Below are 18,450 nucleotides of genomic sequence, written 5' to 3'. Positions count from 1 at the left end.
ATTATTGTGCTTTCACGATGCCTTGCTGCTGTAAAAAATGATGCCATTGTTTGACAGATCCCTCGTAAACATTGAGATCTACAGACTTTGTGATTCCTTCAATTTTACCCTGATTACTATGCTGCCAAAAGAGCCATTTTCTTTTGTCTTTTAGCTCAGGTTTTCCTTCGTAATCTCTGACCCAAAGCGGTGTATCAGGGAAACTTCCTATTAATACAATGTGGTAAAAAGTTTTGGAAATATAAAAGATAGGCTGTTTGCCATAATGCTGTTTTAGGCGGTCATGCATGATGCCTATTTCTTTAAGTAATTGTTCTTTGGTGTGCGCATTAATACAGTTACCGTCATATTCTAGATCGACAACAGGAGGAAGGGCATCGGCTTTGTTGGGTACAGCCGAAATAAAGTTATCTGCTTGCGTTTTACCATCACGGCATAGACGATAAAAGTGATAAGCGCCTACATGAAAACCATGTTCACGTGCCTTGAGCCAGTTTTCCTGAAATTTTGAATCTTTGTAATCGCCGCCTTCAGTCGCTTTTAAATAGACGAATTGGAATTTTTCCGGTGATATTTTTTTCCAGTTAATATCACCTTGATGATGAGAAACATCGAACCCTTGCACCGGATAATCCTGCGCAACAGCTTTTTGTTGATAGAACAGACCAAAATAAGCTAAGACTCCCATAACACAAACTAAGCCAATTCCGATTAGAGTATTGTGCCGTGATGTGAAAAAAGTTTTAGCCAGTTTGCTCATTCAAAACTCGTTAAAATTTGAAGTCGACATCATAGCGTGATTCGCGAGCGAGAAACCATGCTAAAAATGCAACCGCTTATACAGACGTATCCTTTGGAATTTGCCAGAAAATAAAAGCAGTAATGACATTGATACAACCGAGACAAATGAGAGTGACATGAAACGCTGTTGTCACGTGGTCTGCACCATAATAATTAGTAAAAATATTAATGAGGGTACCTGCTAGCGCCACACCAATACTCATTGATAGCATCATGATCATCGACAAGAAACTATTACCGCTACTCGCATCTTGTTGAGGCAAGTCTTTCAAGGTTAATGTATTCATGCCAACAAATTGCAGTGAATTTAATGTGCCAAACAAGAAAAAGTGCAAGGCTCTAAACCAAGTTGGAGTATCGACGGTCATGATTGCAAAAGAGGCAATACATAGCCCAACTAATGTTGTGTTAATGAGTAAAAAACGTCGGTAGCCAATTTTTTGAATAATAGGTCTGACAATTGGCTTTGAAAATAATGAGCCTAAGACTAAGGGAATCATCATTAAACCTGCAATAAAGGGTTCAAAACCAAAAGCAACTTGTAGCATGAGTGGTAAAACAAAAGGCAAAGCATTACCTCCAAAGCGGGCAAAGAAGTTACCTAAAATACCAATCGCATAAATTTTGTTTCTAAAGAGTCGGCTACGAAATAACGCATTTTGATGAGTATGTGAATGATAGGCATACCATAGTGTTGCTATTATTCCGACGACTAATAATGAAATGCTAAACCATTTTGAATATTCAGGTGAGGCTAGGTGTTCGATCCCTAAAGACCATCCAATCATGGCCACGACTAATAAGATGAAGCCACCCAAATCGAATGTTTTGACTGAAGGTTCTTTTACATTTGGCATGACTTTTAGTGTCATTAATATGCCAAGTATACCCATAGGAATATTGATGAGAAAAATCCAGTGCCAAGTTGCAACTTCAACCAACCATCCGCCCAAAGTTGGACCAGCCAAAGGCCCCAGTAAACCCGCAAGGCTCATTAAGCTCATCGCAGCTAAGAACTGAGTTCGAGGAATAATTTTTAAAAGTGATAATCGGCCAACAGGGAGTAATAAGGCGCCGCCTATGCCTTGGATGACCCGGAAAAATAACAGCTGATTGAGACTCTGAGAAAGACCACAACCTAAAGAAGCCAGAGTAAAAATTACGATTGCCGACAAGAAAATATTTCTAACACCAAAGCGGTCTGCTAACCATCCACTTAGAGGAATACAGGCAGCAACCGATAATACATAGGCCACCACTACACTGTGCATGCGTAAAGGATCTTCATTTAGATGATGAGCCATTGCAGGAATCGCGGTATTTACAATGGTTGTGTCCAAGGCCTGCATAAAAAAGCCAATGGAAACCAAAAGAACGAGTAAGCGATATTCGGGTTGCAAGGCTTGGTGAGTCGGCGTGGCATTCATAACATTTGAAAATTAACGTTTTGGTCTAGTGTAAAACAAATTGAATTTAAAAGAAGTAAGCCAATGTTGAATACCCCTTTACTAAATCTAAGTTCTTTTGAAGGTAGAGGTGAAAATAGTTAAAACAAAAAAAGCGGCAGAACCGCTTTTTTTATGGAGAGTAGGTGGACAACTAGACAACAAATCTTTTTGGCATTTTTAAGTTTTTAATGACGTTATAAATTTGATCAACATCATCACATACAATTAATTTAGCTCGATGTTGAAGGGGAAGGAAACCTTCTTGAACTGCATGGTCTAATTGGGCAATAAGTGCGTTATAAAAGCCATTTACGTTATATAAAATCATGGGCTTTTGATGTTGGTTGAGTTGGCCCCAAGTGGCTATTTCCAATATTTCTTCAAATGTTCCTAAACCACCCGGCAACGCAATAAATGCACTTGCACGTTCTGCCATCATGGCTTTACGTTCATGCATGGTTTCTACGACATGTAATTCAGTTAGGCCTGCATGTGCGACTTCATAATCAAGCATAAATTCAGGGATCACACCCACAGCTTCTCCGCCGTTTGCGAGAACACTCTCTGCGACTTGTCCCATTAAGCCAATACTGGCACCGCCATAGACTAATCCAAAGCCTTGTTCAGCGATTCCATGAGCAAGTTCAATTGCTTTTTCTCGGTAGATTGGGTTATTTCCTGCACGTGAACCACAATATAATGCAATAAGAGGTTGTTTTGTTTTTACAGCTGTTATTGGTAAATCATTTACTGCCATTGTTAATACGCTATTCATTGTTTTATTTTTACCTTATCACGTTCATATTTCTTGTCTACAGTAAGCAAAAGATATGACAACTTTATAAGCAGATTTATAGGAAAGATTCATGTTTTGTATGGGTTTGGTGAATGCTGGTCATGAACAAATAAAAATGATGAATTTATGTTAAATCTTGCCTATACTAAAAAATCGTTTAACAACATATGAACAAATATGGGTAGTGGTTGTAGTCGCTCCGTTTTAATTTCTTGTCTTAAAAAAACATTTTCCCCCCTTTGTATAGGCGCGCCTGTTGTGTTGCCAAATAAAGATAAAATCCAAACAACACAGGAGCAGGATCAATGATCTTTGAATGGATGTCTGATCCCTCTGCTTGGGTGGGTTTAGCAACTTTAATCGTTCTTGAAATTGTATTGGGGATCGATAACCTCGTTTTTATCGCGATTTTGGCTGAGAAATTGCCGCCTGAGCAACGAGCTAAAGCACGTATAGTCGGTTTGGTACTCGCATTAGGAATGCGCCTTGTACTCTTAGCCTCGATTGCTTGGGTCGTGACACTGACTGAGCCACTCTTCCATATTTTTGATCATCCATTCTCTGGTCGTGATTTGATTTTGTTATTCGGTGGTGTGTTCTTATTATTTAAAGGCACCATGGAATTGCATGAACGGATGGAAGGGAAACAACTTCATAAAGAAGATAATCCTGTTCATGCTGCATTCTGGATGGTTATTGTCCAGATTGTTGTGCTTGATGCTGTATTCTCGTTAGACAGTGTGATTACAGCTGTAGGTATGGTGAAAGAGCTGTCAGTCATGATGGTTGCGGTTGTTATTGCTGTCGGAATCATGTTGTGGGCATCAAAACCACTCATGGATTTTGTCAATAAACATCCAACAGTTGTCATTCTATGTCTTGGCTTCTTGATGATGATCGGTTTCTCTTTGGTGGTGGAAGGCTTTGGTTTCCATATTCCGAAGGGCTATTTATATGCTGCAATTGGCTTCTCGGTTTTGGTAGAAGTTATCAATCAGAGCATGCGTCGCAATCAGGAAAAGCTAGTTACCACTACAGACTTGCGTTATCGTAGTGCCTCTGCGGTTTTACGTATGTTAGGCAGTAAAAATAATAGTTCTTCAGATACTCAATCTTCTGATAAAGAGGATGTATTAGCGACGCAAGCTTTTGCAGATGAAGTTTTTGACGAAGAAAATGGCGCTTATCACAGTGTGCTTGTACAAGGTGTGCTTGGTTTATCAGAGCGTCCTGTAAAATCTGTTATGACTCCACGCCCTGAACTTGAGTGGATTGACTTAGACGATGAACCTGAAGTTTTAAAAGAACGTTTAATGTCAATGACACATTCTCGTTTGATCGTTGCACGTGGTGAGCTTGATAATATTGAAGGTATCGCGCTTACGCATAAAGTTTTAAATAACTTTATTGAGACAGGTGTAATTGATTTCCAAAAGCATCTACGTGAACCTGTGATTGTGCATGAAAATGCTCAAGTGCTTATGGTGATGGAGCAATTGCGTCAAGCACCTTTACAAATGGCTATCGTATTAAATGAATATGGTTCCATCGAAGGTATCGCAACACCAATTGATATTTTAGAAGCGATTGCTGGTGAATTCCCAGATGAAGATGAGTTAGACGCTGCTGCTGAAAGCTTGGCAGATGGTTCATTAATGCTTGAAGGCTCAACTGATATTCGCCATGTATCACTTTTATTAGGTCGTGATCTCGTTGACGAAAGTGAACAGTATTCAACTTTATCGGGCTACTTGTTATTCCATTTAGGCCGTTTACCGGAAAATGGTGAAGCTGTTGAGGCAGACGGTTATCGCTTTGAAGTGATTACGATGGAAGGTCATAAAATTGAGAAAGTTCATATTGTTTCTATCGAGCAAGATGAATCAAAAGATTAAATGACGTTTTAAGTCTAGAAACATCATAAAATAGCTCAACTCTGAGCTATTTTTTATTTGAGAAACACCAAATGACCCAACAAACTTGTCCATGTGGAAAAGGCAGCTATACCCAATGTTGTGAGCCTTTACATTTAGGCACAGCCAAAGCACTAACGGCAGAGCAGCTTATGCGTTCACGTTATAGCGCTTTTGCATTACAGCAAATTGATTATATTGTGCAAACGACTGCTTTAGGTCAGCAAACAGCACTTCATAAAGATAGCATTGCAGAGTGGAGCAAACAAAATCAATGGTTGGGTTTAGAGGTGGTTAATGCCAACGAAAAATTAGATAAAACTCATGCACAGGTTGAGTTCAAGGCTCATTATCATGATGGGCAAAAAGCCCAAATTCACCACGAGGTTTCACATTTTGTTTATCACCAGCAAAAATGGTTTTTCCTCGACCCAACGGTCGATATGCAGGTCACCATGAAACAACCTTGTATATGTGGTTCAGGAAAAAAATTTAAGCAATGCTGTGCACAATTTCTGTAAGTTTATCTTAAAATACGCTCACTGTTTGGCCTGAGGGAAAGGGCGATGTTACTCACCGTTATTTATATTATTGCGATTACTGCAGAAGCTATGACAGGCGCATTGTCTGCTGGTCGACGGAGTATGGACTGGTTCGGTGTCGTACTGATTGCCTGTGTAACTGCTTTAGGTGGTGGTTCGGTGCGAGATGTATTGCTTGGTCACTATCCTTTAACTTGGGTAAAACATCCTGAGTACTTGGTTCTGACATGCTGTGCTGCATTTGTCACGATTATTATTGCCAAATGGATGCGTCATTTACATAACATCTTTTTGGTGCTCGATGCTTTAGGCTTGATTGGTTTTACGATCATTGGTTGCCAGATTGCCTTACAAATGGGACATGGTTTTGTCGTCTCGGCAGTAGCTGGAGTGTTGACTGGAGTATCTGGTGGTATTTTACGTGATATTTTATGTAACGATGTCCCGTTCGTTTTCCGCCGTGAACTCTATGCGAGTATCTCTTTTGTAGCAGTCATCTGTTACTGGGTTTGTCAGGATTTAGGATTAAGCCTAGAGTTAACCGTTATTTCAACTTTAATTTTTGGCTTTACCTTACGTCTGATTGCGATCTATTTTGGCTTAGAAATGCCTAAATTTATTTATAAAGATGATGATGCAGAATCGGCTTCTTCAACTGACGAACATTAATCATGCAGAATTCGATGTGAGCATGATATAACAATTAAATATATTGTCTTGCTCACTTATTTTTTCCAGTAGAGTTTTTCCTATGGATCTGGTTTCACGTATACAAAATCTTCCAATTGGCAAATTTCACTACACATTACTGTGGGTGGTTGGTTTAGGTTGGATGTTTGATGCGATGGACACAGGGATCATTGCTTTTATTATGACAACGCTTGTTAAAGACTGGGCATTAACACCAGCCGAAAGCGGTTGGATTGTGAGTATCGGTTTTGTAGGAATGGCTATTGGAGCTGTTTGTTCGGGAGCTTTAGCAGACCGCTTTGGCCGAAAGACAATATTTGCAGTGACCATGGCGATCTATAGCATTGCCACTGCCTTATGTGCTTTTGCTCCAGACTTAAAGTGGTTATTAATTTTCCGTTTTATTGTTGGTCTTGGGCTTGGTGGACAGTTACCCGTTGCAGTGACATTGGTGAGCGAATACATACCTGCGCATGTACGTGGTCGTTTTATCGTTCTACTCGAAAGTTTTTGGGGTTTGGGCTGGTTAGTTGCTGCACTCATTTCTTATTTTATTATTCCTAAATTTGGTTGGCACATTGCATTCCTTATGGGTGGCCTCCCACTGATTTATATTTTAGTCATTTGGAAAAAACTCCCTGAATCCATACCTTACCTGATTAACCGTGGACGTGTTGAAGAAGCACATGCATTGGTTCAAAAATTAGAAGCTCAAGCAGGCGTTCAAATTGTTCACCACATTGAAGTCGTGCCTGTAGCCATGCGACAAAAAGTCTCTTTTAAACAACTTTGGAGTGGTCAATTTGCTCGCAGAAGCTTAATGCTTTGGCTCATCTGGTTTGGAATTGTATATTCCTACTACGGTATCTTTACGTGGCTGCCAAGTTTATTAGTGAAACAGGGCTATGACATCGTTAAATCTTTTGAATATGTTTTGCTTATGATTTTGGCGCAGCTACCAGGCTACTTGGCAGCGGCATGGTTTGTAGAGCGATTGGGTAGAAAAATTACACTCGCTGCATTTATCGGTTTTTGTGCCTTGTCTGCATATTTCTTTGGACAAGCCGATAGTGTAAATAGCATTATGTTTTGGGGTTGTCTCATGTCCTTCTTTAATTTGGGTGCATGGGGAGTGTTATATACCTATACACCAGAGCAATATCCAGCCAACATTCGGGCTTTTGGTTCGGGCTGGGCATCGGCAATGGGCCGTTTAGGTGGAATTTTGGCGCCGATAGTCGTCACTCATATGATGGTTTCCAAAAATGGGTTTAGCCATGTTTTTATAATGTTTACTATTGTTTTACTTTTGGTTGCAGCTGTAATTTTAATATTAGGTGAAGAAACACAAGGTAAAAGACTAGAGTCGATAGGCCTCTAGTTTTGCCTAACTTTATAGCAAGTAACTAAAAATATAGAGAGATGAGACATAATTTGACGCTCAGGTGACAGAGTCCCTCTTGTGTCTGTAACATAGCCCACTTAGCATAAGACTCATTTAAAATAACGACTGATTTGGAAGATAAGCTGACTATGACCAGCCTTGCGCATCAAGCGACAGAAAACCGCTCTGTAGCCGAATTTACTGAACAGGCTTACCTGAATTATGCCATGTACGTCATCATGGACCGTGCATTGCCACATATCAGTGATGGCTTAAAACCTGTACAGCGCCGTATTGTCTACGCCATGAGCGAGTTGGGCTTAAAAAGCAGTGGTAAGCCAAAAAAATCGGCCCGTACTGTAGGTGACGTACTAGGTAAATATCATCCGCATGGTGATTCAGCATGTTATGAAGCCATGGTGTTGATGGCTCAGCCATTTAGTTATCGTTATCCTTTAATTGAAGGTCAAGGGAACTGGGGTTCACCAGATGACCCTAAATCCTTTGCTGCGATGCGTTATACCGAGGCAAAACTTTCTGCCTACAGTGAGTTATTACTAAGTGAGTTAGGACAAGGCACGAGTGAATGGCAAGATAACTTTGATGGTTCATTAAAAGAACCGATTACTTTGCCAGCACGAGTTCCTAATATTCTGCTGAATGGTACAACCGGTATTGCCGTTGGTATGGCGACTGATATTCCACCACATAATTTGCGTGAAGTGATTAAAGGAACAATTGCCTTAATTCGTAATCCGCAAACATCAGACGAGAAATTGGCTGAATATATTCCAGCGCCAGATTTACCAACCAAAGCTGAAATTATTACTCCGCCAGAAGAATTACTCAAAATCCAGACGACTGGACGTGGTAGTTACCGCATGCGAGCGGTTTATACCATCGAAAAAAATGAAATCGTGATTACCGAATTGCCGTATCAAGTATCGGGTTCTAAGGTGATCACTCAAATTGCCGACCAAATGCAGGCCAAAAAGCTACCATTAGTGGTGGATGTGCGTGACGAGTCGGATCATGAAAACCCAACACGACTCGTGATTGTACTTCGTTCTAACCGTATTGATGCTGAAGCGGTGATGAGCCACTTATTTGCGACTACCGATTTAGAATCAAGCTACCGTGTTAATTTAAACATGATTGGTGAGGACGGTCGTCCTCAGGTTAAGTCGATTCGACGTATCTTGCTTGAGTGGATTGAGATCCGTAAAAAAACGGTTACTCGCCGTTTGGAATATCATTTAAACCGAATTGAAAAACGCCTACATATTTTGGCAGGCCTTTTAATTGCTTATCTCGATATTGATACAGTTATTCGTATTATTCGTGAAGAAGATCAGCCTAAACCTGTATTGATGGATCATTTCAAAATTGATGAGATACAAGCAGAAGCAATTTTAGAACTCAAGTTACGCCATTTAGCAAAACTTGAAGAGATGGAAATCCGTCAAGAACAGGATGAGCTCTCAGCAAAAGCAGCGATTATTCGTGAACAATTAGAAAACCCAGAATCTTTAAAAAACCTGATTATTGGCGAATTAAAAGAAGACGCGAAAAAGTTTGGTGACGAACGCCGTTCTCCAATTGTTGCACGTGCTGAAGCTGTTCAAATTAGAGAACAAGATTTAATGCCGGCTGAAGCAGTAACGGTGGTTTTATCTGAAGCGGGATGGATTCGTGCTGCAAAAGGTGCGGATGTTGATGCAGAGAATTTAAACTATCGTGCTGGTGACCAATATTTAAGTCATGCGGTGGGCAAAACCAATCAACGAATTTATTTCCTTGATGAGACAGGGCGTAGTTATGCCTTGCCTATTAGCAGTTTGCCATCAGCAAGAGGTTTAGGCGAGCCATTAAGTTCAAAACTTGCTCCTGCAAGTGGAGTTGCGTTTATTCAGGTCTATTTAGATGATGAAGAGTCAGAACTTATTGCTGCTAGCTCATCAGGTTATGGTTTTAAAACTCAAGTCAAACAGTTAGATACCAATGCTAAGGCAGGGAAAAGCTTCTTGTCGGTACCTGAAAAGTCAAAAGCACTACCGTTAATATCTGCCCAAAACATGACACATTTGGCTGTACTCAGCTCAGCAGGTCGACTCCTGATTATTGATTTATTAGAACTGCCAAATTTAAATAAGGGTAAAGGTAATAAGTTGATACAACTTGAAGCGAAAGAGCAGATTTTATCCATGACAACCCTGAACTTAGATGAAATAATTCAGGTGGTTGCAGGTCAACAACATCTAAAATTAAAAGGTGATGATCTACAGAAATACATGGGTAAACGAGCTTCAAAAGGTCACCTCTTACCACGTGGATATCAAAAAGCAAATAAACTGTTGATTCAGAGATAAAGCTAGCGTCGGGCAACATAAATACGCTATATATGGCAATAAGTTCAAGCAATGAACTGAACTTATTGGTATTGGATAACGATTAAAAGGACAGCAATTTGGAGTACGCAATTTGTACTCCATGCAAAAAATTTGACAGGGTCAAATTGTCAAAACTTCTGTCTCATAATCTTGTTCGAAAGTGTCATGAATGTGCCAATAAGTTTTAAATATGTTCTGGCACCAAGAAGCTAAAGAATAGCTGGGGCATTGAATAACAGTTATTACTAAGGATTACGAATCGGAGATAATGGCATTATGGAAAAGATTTGGTTTGCAGAATACCAAAAAACAGGGATTCCAGAAACAGTAGCATTGCCTGCGGAAAATACCTCTCTTGTTGATATTTTTGAGAGTAATTTCCAAAAATTTGGTTCTCGTGATGCCTTTATCTTTATGGATAAAGCGATGTCATTTAACGAGTTGGAACTTGCAAGCCGTAAGTTCGCGACCTATTTGCAAAATTTGGGGTTAGCAAAGGGAACTCGTGTGGCAGTGATGATGCCAAACGTATTGCAATATCCTGTAGTTGCATTAGCTGTGTTACGTGCAGGTTTAGTATTAGTGAATGTAAACCCACTTTATACTGCGCGTGAGCTTGAGCATCAATTAAATGACTCGGGTTCAGAAGTACTCGTGATTATCGAAAACTTTGCCAGTGTTTACCAAAGCATTTTAGGTAAAACTCCTGTGAAGCATGTTGTGGTTGCGACAGTAGGAGATATGCTTGGTACGCTTAAAGGTACATTAGTAAATTTCGTATTACGTAAAGTACGTAAGCAAATTCCTGCTTGGAATATTCCAGGGTACGTTAAATTTAATACAGCATTAAATAAAGTAAGTCCGAGTAATTATAAGCGTCCAAATTTAACTTTAAGTGATACTGCCGTGCTTCAATATACGGGTGGTACTACAGGTGTTTCAAAAGGTGCGGAATTAACACATCTTAATTTGGTTGCCAACCTTTTACAGTGTGATGGTATCTTCCAAAGTAAATTTGGTGCAAATGATGGTGCTAAAGGCGACCGTATTGTTTGCGCACTACCGCTTTATCATATTTTTGCGTTCATGGTTTGCGCGATGTACGGTATGTATAAAGGTCAGGCAAATATCTTGATTCCGAACCCACGTGATTTACCAGCGGTAATTAATGAATTACGTAAATATCAGCCATCATTCTTCCCAGCAGTAAATACATTATTTAATGCTTTAGTAAACAATGAAGAATTTAAACAACTTGACCATAGCAATTTAAAAATGGCGATGGGCGGTGGTATGGCAGTTCTACCTTCTACAGCAGAAGCGTGGAAGAAGATTACTGGTACAACCATTATTGAAGGTTATGGTTTGTCTGAGACTTCTCCGGTAGCGACTGCAAATCCTCCTGCATCTACTGAATTTAGCGGCACAATTGGTATTCCATTACCTTTAACAGAAGTTGCTATTTTAGATGATGACGGCAAAGAAGTTGCCTTAGGTGAGCAAGGTGAAATCTCTATTCGTGGTCCTCAAGTCATGAAAGGCTATTGGAAGCGTCCTGATGAGACTGCGAAAGTCATGACTGCAGACGGTTTCTTCCGTACGGGTGATATCGGTGTTATGGATAGCCGTGGATATACTAAAATTGTAGACCGTAAAAAAGATATGATTTTGGTTTCTGGCTTTAACGTTTATCCAAGCGAAATCGAAGAAGTTATTGCTAAACATCCAAAAGTATTGGAAGTTGCAGCAATTGGTGTTCCTGATGAAAAATCAGGTGAAGTGCCAAAACTCTTTATCGTGAAAAAAGACCAAAGCTTAACGACCGAAGAAATTTTGAACTTTGCTAAAGAAAACTTAACAGGTTATAAACGCCCTCGTTATGTTGAGTTTATGGATGAATTACCTAAATCAAACGTAGGCAAAATCTTACGTAAAGACTTACGTAAGCCAGCCTAAAAAGTTAATAAAAAAGCGACTTAGGGCGCTTTTTTTGTTTTTACATTTTGTTGTGGCTCTTCATAAACCAGCGGTCTATGTAAGGACGACCAATTCCTACCATCCCAACAAAAACTAGCATTGTGCCCAATTGCAAACGCAGATGAGTTAAATCGAGCTGACCATAACTTAAATAATTATCTGCTAGGCAATATAGGGTAATCACAATTAACCAATGCCATAAAGGAAGCCGTTTAATACCGACTGCAATAAAAGTAATTGTTAAAATAACAAAGGTGCCCAGTGTCGATTGCCAATTTAGATTTGCACAAATCACACTCAATAAAAAAGCGACAATAGGAAATACGATTTTTAATATACGGTCTACCTGAAGTTGATTTTGTTTTTGCTTCTCTAAGACTTCAAACAATTCTTTTTGATCAGGTTGTTGCATATATGGCCCTATTAATCAGTAATGACAAGTGATTGCATAAAATTTCAGGTAAAAACGCAATGTTATGATAGCATGATCAACAGTATTTTCAGTGATGGATGGCACTATGCAGGGCATCAGCGGCATTATCTATATTATTTTAGTGGCATGTTTGCTGCCATACGCATTTACCGTAATTGCAAAATTTACAGGTGGTTTTCAGCCCGTTGATAATCAAAACCCGAGAGCTTTTTTGGCTAAAACAACAGGCCTTGCTGCTCGCGCTAATGCCGTACAACAAAATAGCTTTGAAAGCCTACCTTTATTCTTAACTGCTATTTTAATGGCTGAATATATGGTTGTTCCGGAATATTTTATTCTGAGATTAGGTTGGGCATATATTATTTTAAGAGTTATTTATGGCATCTGCTATTTAAGTAACTGGGCAACTTTACGCTCGATTGTTTGGTTCTTATCGATATTGTGTCCAATCTTTCTGTTAGTGGTCACGATAAAACTGACTTGAGTGTCATTCTGTCATCATTCATATCAACTTTCGCGTGTGCCCATTGTATAATCGGCATCATTTTGATGATATCCACGCTATAATCGAGTGGATTTTACATCTGACTTCATAACGAAAGAGTATTGATATGAGTTACAGCAATATCCCAGCAGGTAAAGATGCGCCAAATGACATCTATGTCATCATTGAAATTCCTGCAAATGCAGCACCAATTAAATATGAAATCGATAAAGATTCTGATGCATTGTTTGTAGACCGTTTCATGGGTACAGCAATGTTCTATCCAGCGAACTATGGCTATGTTCCAAATACTTTGTCTGAAGATGGCGATCCACTAGACGTACTTGTTGTAACTCCACATCCTGTTGCTGCTGGTTCTGTAATTCGTTGCCGTCCAGTGGGCAAATTAAACATGGAAGATGACGGTGGTATTGATGCGAAATTAATCGCTGTTCCACACGAAAAATTATCTCCACTTTACAAAGACGTGAAGGAATATACAGATCTTCCTCCGTTATTGATTAGCCAAGTTGAGCATTTCTTCAGTCACTATAAAGATTTAGAACCAGGTAAGTGGGTAAAAATCAGTGGTTGGGAAGGTGCTGATGTTGCTAAAGCAGAAGTATTAAAAGCAATTGAAGCTGCTAAATAAGCTTTAATTGATAAGCTCAGAATTTCTGAATTGATATTTTGAGCTTAATAAAAAACCTACATCTGTTGCCAGACGTAGGTTTTTTTATGCTTGATAGATTTGTGAATTAGAATAATTTCACAGGAATATCAAGGAATAAACGCCATTCATTGGTGTCGCCAATGTAAGCACCTTGGTATGAGTCGCTTGCACGATAGTACGAGTTACGAATACGAAGGCTTGCATCTTTAGCAAAGCCGCTTTGAACTGTATATTTCACTTGGTTAAAGAACTCACGTTCTTGGGCATCATCAGTTACATTTTTAACTTTGATGTCCCAACCATATACAAATGCAGTTGTCCAGTTTAGACCTGGTAATACACCTAGCTTACCAAAATCAACATTGTACTGAATTTGTGCAGATTTTTCATCGTTACCGATGAAGTCTGACATGTAAGAGTTCGGTAAATAGATACTTTGGAAGCCATCAGCATTTTGACCATAGTCATAACCGACATTACCACTGTTTTGTTGGTATGCTAACATCACACTATGTGGGCCGGTTGCATAAGTTCCTGAAATTGCCCAAATATTGTTTTTACGGTTAGATTTTTCATCAGTAGTTTCTGAATATGTAATAGCATTTTCATCAAACTTAGTATGATAACCACTGAAATCATAAGTTAATGAACTGTCATTAGCCAATGGCTGTTTAAAGTTCACATTTATATAATGACGTTCAAGTGCATTTTTGCTGTCTAAACCATAGTAAGATGCATTTAAATTATCATCAAACTTGTATTTAGCACCCCAAACAATTGCACGATCAAGACCATTACCATTTACGTCAGCATCGGTATTGATTTGATCAGACATTTGGTCTTTAGTAAATTTACCAGCAACCAATTCAAGGTTTTTGATTTCATGGCTAGTTAATAAAGTACCTGTAAAGTATTCAGGAACCATACGTCCAGTATTACTTGCAAGAACAGGTAGGTCGAGTACTTGAGTACCGTAACGTACTGTTGTATTCGAGAAACGTGCTTTAACGCTACCACCACCACGAGCCCAGTGATCATAAGCGGAGCCATCATTATGTAATGGGATCATTTGGTTACCGGCATTTTTATTTTCACCGATCTTAAATGAACCATCACCCACAGCGCCAACACCGAAACCAACAATACCAGGGGTAAAGCCAGATTCAATACTTACAATTGCTGATTGAGCAAATGAGCTAGTATCTTTTGCGCCCTGTTTTTTGTCACGGCTGATGTAACCTGTACGGAAGAGAATAGAACCGTTCGCATCTTCAACAAATCCTTTTGCCTCACTTTGCTCGCTTGCCTGAGCTGAGGAAATTATTGCCGCAGAAATGAGAACTGCTAATGTAAGTTTTTGTGCTTTTAGCATATTTAAAGAACCTCATAAAAACGATAAATCCTGTGCCTTGTTATTGTTCAGGGCCTAGGATTTCCATCAATTGTATAAGTAATCTGTAAAAAAGATATATTTTTGTTCATTTTATTTTATATATGCTATGCAGGATTTGATTAATGTGGTAGGGGTTATTTAATAAATTTATAATTCGTCTTTTATACTTAATTTGTTGTTTAAAATAAAAAAAGTAATTTAATTTTTAGTGGATTTTTACCATTTATTTTGTATTTAAAGTTAAAAAAATAGTTGATTCTTGTGTTCATTTTTTACTCTTTTTTGTTGGATATGTTTACTTTTTAATCTCATTTTAAGTTTCTTTTTTCGTCACTTTTATTTTTATACCTTTTAAATTGTTACTATATAACGTTATTTTAAAAATGGAGTGTACAAAAATAGATCACTACAGGCGGATAACAAAATATGTTTATGTTGATTAAATTTAGTGCAAAACATTGCTTGTATTTTGTGCACTACTCTTTTTATCCATATTATTGCTTAAAAAAGACCCAAAATAGTACATCTACTTTAAACAAGTAATAAATAAACAAATTCAATGAGTAGAAATGCGCAATCACAGATCATTACAAGCACTGTCCTTCAGAAATTTACATACTTTTTATATCTCGCCTCTAAGATTAAATAGAAAATTTATGTGCAACAAATGAATACTTCTCACCTCGCTCATTAATTTCCGATAAGGGGTTTTCGTATGTTTAGTATTTTTTCTTGTATAAGAATTTTATTTTATCACTATGTTTTTTATAGGTATATTTTTATAAAAATTACACAACAATTTTATAATAAAGTGAGTTTGATCTCAAAATTAATGAAGAGCACTGATAGCAAATTTGTACTTGGCACAGCAATTGCTAAAGCTCAAGTAACACAATTTGTTTAATTCCTATAAATCGTGCGTTCATTGTGGGGGAGATCAAAATGATGAAATTTGCACTTAAGGCAGTAACTCTTGGTATCTTTGCAGCAGGGTCAACTATGGCTATGGCTGAAGATGCTCCATCTTTTTATGGAATCACGGCAACAGGTAGTGTGGCAGCGACCACAGACTACCGTTTCCGTGGTGTTACCCAATCGTCAAATAACCCAGCTATTCAAGGTGGGTTCACTTTTTCTCATAAGTCAGGTGCTTATGTTGCGCTTTGGGGGTCAAGCGTAGACTTTAATACACCTGGCGTTTCAACTGAAACCGATATCTCTTTAGGTTATACAAATACATTAAAATTGTCTGATACGCTTGCACCAACTTATGATGTGGGTGTAATTCATTATGGATACATTGGTTCTGACTCAAAATTTACTAACCCATACAATGGTGATACTGGCTTCGACTTCACCGAATTTTACGGAAAATTAACGTTTGCAGACTCTTTATTTAAAGGTGATGCACTTAGTGTGGGCGTAAGCTATTCAGATGATTACTGGGGCCACTCTGATGAGTTCTGGTATTTCAACGTCGGTTATTCAGCACCAATTGCAGACACAGGATTTACTGGACTTGCTTCAGTTGGTTATAACAAACTCAAAAACAAAGACTCTTTACTTGTAGTTGCGGGTGGGCCAGGTGAAGACGATAGCTATATCGATTATAAAGTTGGTGTGAATTATAACATCTTGGGTATTGTTGCTGAGCTAGATGTTGTTGGTACAGACATTAGTACTTCTGGTATGACTGATGCTGGTAAGAAACCTTATGACACGGGCTTGGTGTTTAGTTTAACTAAAACATTCTAAGTTTGAGTTTTAAAAAAGCGGGTGAGTAACCCGCTTTTTTATTAGTTTTCTATTTCAGAAAGTAGCTGTTTTAACTGGTTAAGCTCAATATCCGTAGCTTTAGATAATGGCTTTCGTGGTAAGCCCGCAGAGACACCTTTTAGTTGTAAACCAGCTTTAATCGTTTTAGGTAAACCACCATTTACAATAAAGCGTAGTAGAGGAAGTTGCTGATAAAATGAATTCTGGGCCTGTTCCAATTCACCATTTTTCACATGTTCAATAAGCTGTTGAGGTCGCTGACCTAACAGGTTCGGTGCTGCTGTACACCAACCGCTTGCTCCCGCACATAAAGCTTCTAAAGCTAGAGGGTTACACCCGTTATAAAAAGGGAGTTCTCCTTTTGATAGCTCATAAATTTTATGCATGCGCTGAATATCACCGCTACTTTCTTTCACCATCGTAATATTTGCACTGCTATTAAACATACGCACAATTAACTCTGGAGACATATCAACACCGCTAGTCGCGGGGTTGTTATAAATCATAATTGGTAGTGTGGTTTCTTGGGCAATTGATTGATAATATTCAAAAATCTCTTGGTCTGTTAGCTTCCAATAAGATATAGGAATCACCATGAGTGCATCTGCACCGTAGCTTTGAGCGATTTGGGCTTTTTTAATGGCTTGATCAGTCGTGAGTTCTGAAATTCCAATAATGACAGGCACGCGTTTATTAATACTTTCAATTGAAGTTTGCGCGACTAAGCACCATTCATCCCATTCAAGATAAGCGCTTTCACCTGTACTGCCTAAAGGCGCAATCGCATCGCAGCCGTTTTCAATAAGCAAATCCAGCATCTGTTTTAAAACAGGAAGATTAATGGTGTTGTCATCAGAAAATGGGGTAACAGGGTAGCCAATAATGCCGTTTAGTTTCATGGTGGAAATCTCTTTTTAAATACAGCCAGAATGTTTTTTCAAAGCTTTACGTGCGTAGTAGGTAAAGTTCACTTTGTTGCGTTTATCGGTAGACACCCAATCATGAGCTTCTGTTGCTAAAGCATGGGGGATGGGCTGGATTTGTCCGGCAGACATGGCTAGCAGTTGCAGTTGAGCTGCTCGTTCAATTAAAAGAGCCAAGTTGCAGGCTTCTTCAATGGTTTTTCCTGTAACCAGTTGACCATGATGAGACAACAAAACAGCGCGGTTTTTACCCAGCGCAGAAGAAATCAAAATACCTTCTTCATTACCTACAGGGACACCTGGCCAATGACCTACAAATGAGCAGTCTTCGTAAAGTGCGCAAACGTCCATTTGGGAAACCATAAGTGGAACCTGTAGCATCGATAGAGCCGCTACATGAGTCGGATGCGTATGGATAATGCAATTCACCTCTGGGTGTTCTCTATAAATCCATGTGTGAAAACGATTGGCTGGGTTTGCCATTCCTTCTTGATTGATGGGTTCTAAATCTTGATTCACCTCAAGTAAATTTGAGGCAGTAATTTCATCAAAACCTAAACCAAAACGTTGGGTAATAAAGGACTCTTTATTTTCACTACGGCAGGTAATTTGGCCTGCTAAACCAGCATCATGGCCATGGTCAAATAAAATACGGCAAGTGAGTGCAAGCTTTTGACGATCAGTTAAATCTGAGTCGCTAATCCACTTTTGCATGTCTTGCTGTGCGTGTTGCATCAGGTCTTGTTTGTTTACAGAAGCAGTCTTCATCTCTTCTCCAGTCCAGTTGACCAAATTAAGTAGGTGAAGGCAGAATAGAAAATAGCTGG

Annotated in this window: 17 protein-coding genes; 10 read left to right on the top strand and 7 right to left on the bottom strand. The window is 38.9% G+C overall.

The window, feature by feature from the left end; all coding sequences use genetic code 11:
- Position 1: 1 nt before the first annotated feature.
- The 3 genes from J690_RS19775 to J690_RS19765 all read right to left on the bottom strand — a co-directional run bounded on the left by J690_RS19775 (position 2) and on the right by J690_RS19765 (position 3,024).
- Entirely contained in the window at positions 2-760 is a 759-nt protein-coding gene (locus J690_RS19775; RefSeq protein ID WP_032037760.1) for a glycoside hydrolase family 25 protein, read from the bottom strand.
- Positions 761-836: 76 nt separating this feature from the next.
- On the bottom strand, positions 837-2,228 hold the full coding sequence (mdtD, locus tag J690_RS19770) for a multidrug transporter subunit MdtD (RefSeq protein ID WP_032037757.1): 1,392 nt from the start codon (positions 2,226-2,228) through the stop codon (positions 837-839).
- A 172-nt stretch (positions 2,229-2,400) separates the two neighbouring features.
- Complete coding sequence (locus tag J690_RS19765; RefSeq protein ID WP_032037755.1) at positions 2,401-3,024, bottom strand: LOG family protein; 624 nt, start codon at positions 3,022-3,024, stop codon at positions 2,401-2,403.
- Between the two features lie 326 nt (positions 3,025-3,350).
- Here J690_RS19765 and J690_RS19760 point away from each other — a divergent pair, with 326 nt between their 5' ends.
- The 6 genes from J690_RS19760 to J690_RS19735 all read left to right on the top strand — a co-directional run bounded on the left by J690_RS19760 (position 3,351) and on the right by J690_RS19735 (position 11,920).
- On the top strand, positions 3,351-4,940 hold the full coding sequence (locus J690_RS19760; protein ID WP_032037753.1) for a TerC family protein: 1,590 nt from the start codon (positions 3,351-3,353) through the stop codon (positions 4,938-4,940).
- A gap of 71 nt (positions 4,941-5,011) precedes the next feature.
- Positions 5,012-5,479 carry a YchJ family protein gene (locus J690_RS19755; protein ID WP_017400146.1) on the top strand — a complete coding sequence of 156 codons (468 nt, stop codon included), beginning with the start codon at positions 5,012-5,014 and terminating at the stop codon, positions 5,477-5,479.
- Positions 5,480-5,524: 45 nt separating this feature from the next.
- Positions 5,525-6,169 (top strand): trimeric intracellular cation channel family protein, encoded by a 645-nt coding sequence (locus tag J690_RS19750; protein WP_002121256.1) that lies wholly within the window; start codon positions 5,525-5,527, stop codon positions 6,167-6,169.
- 82 nt (positions 6,170-6,251) lie between these two features.
- A complete protein-coding gene (gene niaP / locus J690_RS19745; protein ID WP_032037750.1) occupies positions 6,252-7,571 on the top strand; it encodes a niacin transporter NiaP in 1,320 nt (439 codons plus the stop codon).
- Between the two features lie 152 nt (positions 7,572-7,723).
- Positions 7,724-9,943 carry a DNA topoisomerase IV subunit A gene (parC, locus tag J690_RS19740; protein WP_032037746.1) on the top strand — a complete coding sequence of 740 codons (2,220 nt, stop codon included), beginning with the start codon at positions 7,724-7,726 and terminating at the stop codon, positions 9,941-9,943.
- A 297-nt stretch (positions 9,944-10,240) separates the two neighbouring features.
- The gene (locus J690_RS19735; RefSeq protein ID WP_002121274.1) at positions 10,241-11,920 is read left to right on the top strand and encodes a long-chain-fatty-acid--CoA ligase; all 1,680 of its coding nucleotides are present in this window, start codon (positions 10,241-10,243) and stop codon (positions 11,918-11,920) included.
- Between the two features lie 40 nt (positions 11,921-11,960).
- On the opposite strand, the gene J690_RS19730 is transcribed toward J690_RS19735, so the two are convergent.
- On the bottom strand, positions 11,961-12,353 hold the full coding sequence (locus J690_RS19730) for a hypothetical protein (RefSeq protein WP_032037744.1): 393 nt from the start codon (positions 12,351-12,353) through the stop codon (positions 11,961-11,963).
- Between the two features lie 106 nt (positions 12,354-12,459).
- Here J690_RS19730 and J690_RS19725 point away from each other — a divergent pair, with 106 nt between their 5' ends.
- Positions 12,460-12,858 (top strand): MAPEG family protein, encoded by a 399-nt coding sequence (locus J690_RS19725; RefSeq protein WP_002121258.1) that lies wholly within the window; start codon positions 12,460-12,462, stop codon positions 12,856-12,858.
- A 127-nt stretch (positions 12,859-12,985) separates the two neighbouring features.
- Positions 12,986-13,510 (top strand): inorganic diphosphatase, encoded by a 525-nt coding sequence (gene ppa, locus J690_RS19720; RefSeq protein WP_002121243.1) that lies wholly within the window; start codon positions 12,986-12,988, stop codon positions 13,508-13,510.
- 106 nt (positions 13,511-13,616) lie between these two features.
- Here ppa and J690_RS19715 read toward each other — a convergent pair whose 3' ends face one another.
- Positions 13,617-14,903, bottom strand: coding sequence for an OprD family outer membrane porin (locus J690_RS19715; protein ID WP_032037743.1), 1,287 nt, complete (start codon positions 14,901-14,903; stop codon positions 13,617-13,619).
- Positions 14,904-15,639: 736 nt separating this feature from the next.
- Here J690_RS19715 and J690_RS19710 point away from each other — a divergent pair.
- Positions 15,640-15,828: a hypothetical protein gene (locus J690_RS19710; RefSeq protein WP_017385854.1), complete on the top strand. Its 189-nt coding sequence runs from the start codon at positions 15,640-15,642 to the stop codon at positions 15,826-15,828.
- Positions 15,829-15,866: 38 nt separating this feature from the next.
- Positions 15,867-16,679 (top strand): TorF family putative porin, encoded by an 813-nt coding sequence (locus tag J690_RS19705; protein ID WP_017385855.1) that lies wholly within the window; start codon positions 15,867-15,869, stop codon positions 16,677-16,679.
- Positions 16,680-16,720: 41 nt separating this feature from the next.
- Here J690_RS19705 and J690_RS19700 read toward each other — a convergent pair whose 3' ends face one another.
- Together J690_RS19700 and J690_RS19695 are read right to left on the bottom strand one after the other, a co-directional pair.
- Complete coding sequence (locus J690_RS19700) at positions 16,721-17,599, bottom strand: dihydrodipicolinate synthase family protein (RefSeq protein ID WP_032037741.1); 879 nt, start codon at positions 17,597-17,599, stop codon at positions 16,721-16,723.
- Positions 17,600-17,614: 15 nt separating this feature from the next.
- Positions 17,615-18,391, bottom strand: a complete 777-nt coding sequence (locus J690_RS19695; protein ID WP_032037740.1) for an aldolase — start codon at positions 18,389-18,391, stop codon at positions 17,615-17,617.
- Positions 18,392-18,450: the final 59 nt, after the last annotated feature.

Source organism: Acinetobacter sp. 742879, from assembly GCF_000588535.1.
GTDB lineage: Bacteria > Pseudomonadota > Gammaproteobacteria > Pseudomonadales > Moraxellaceae > Acinetobacter > Acinetobacter pittii.
Note: the sequence above shows the minus strand (reverse complement) of the source record. Positions and strands in the feature narration are given on the sequence as shown.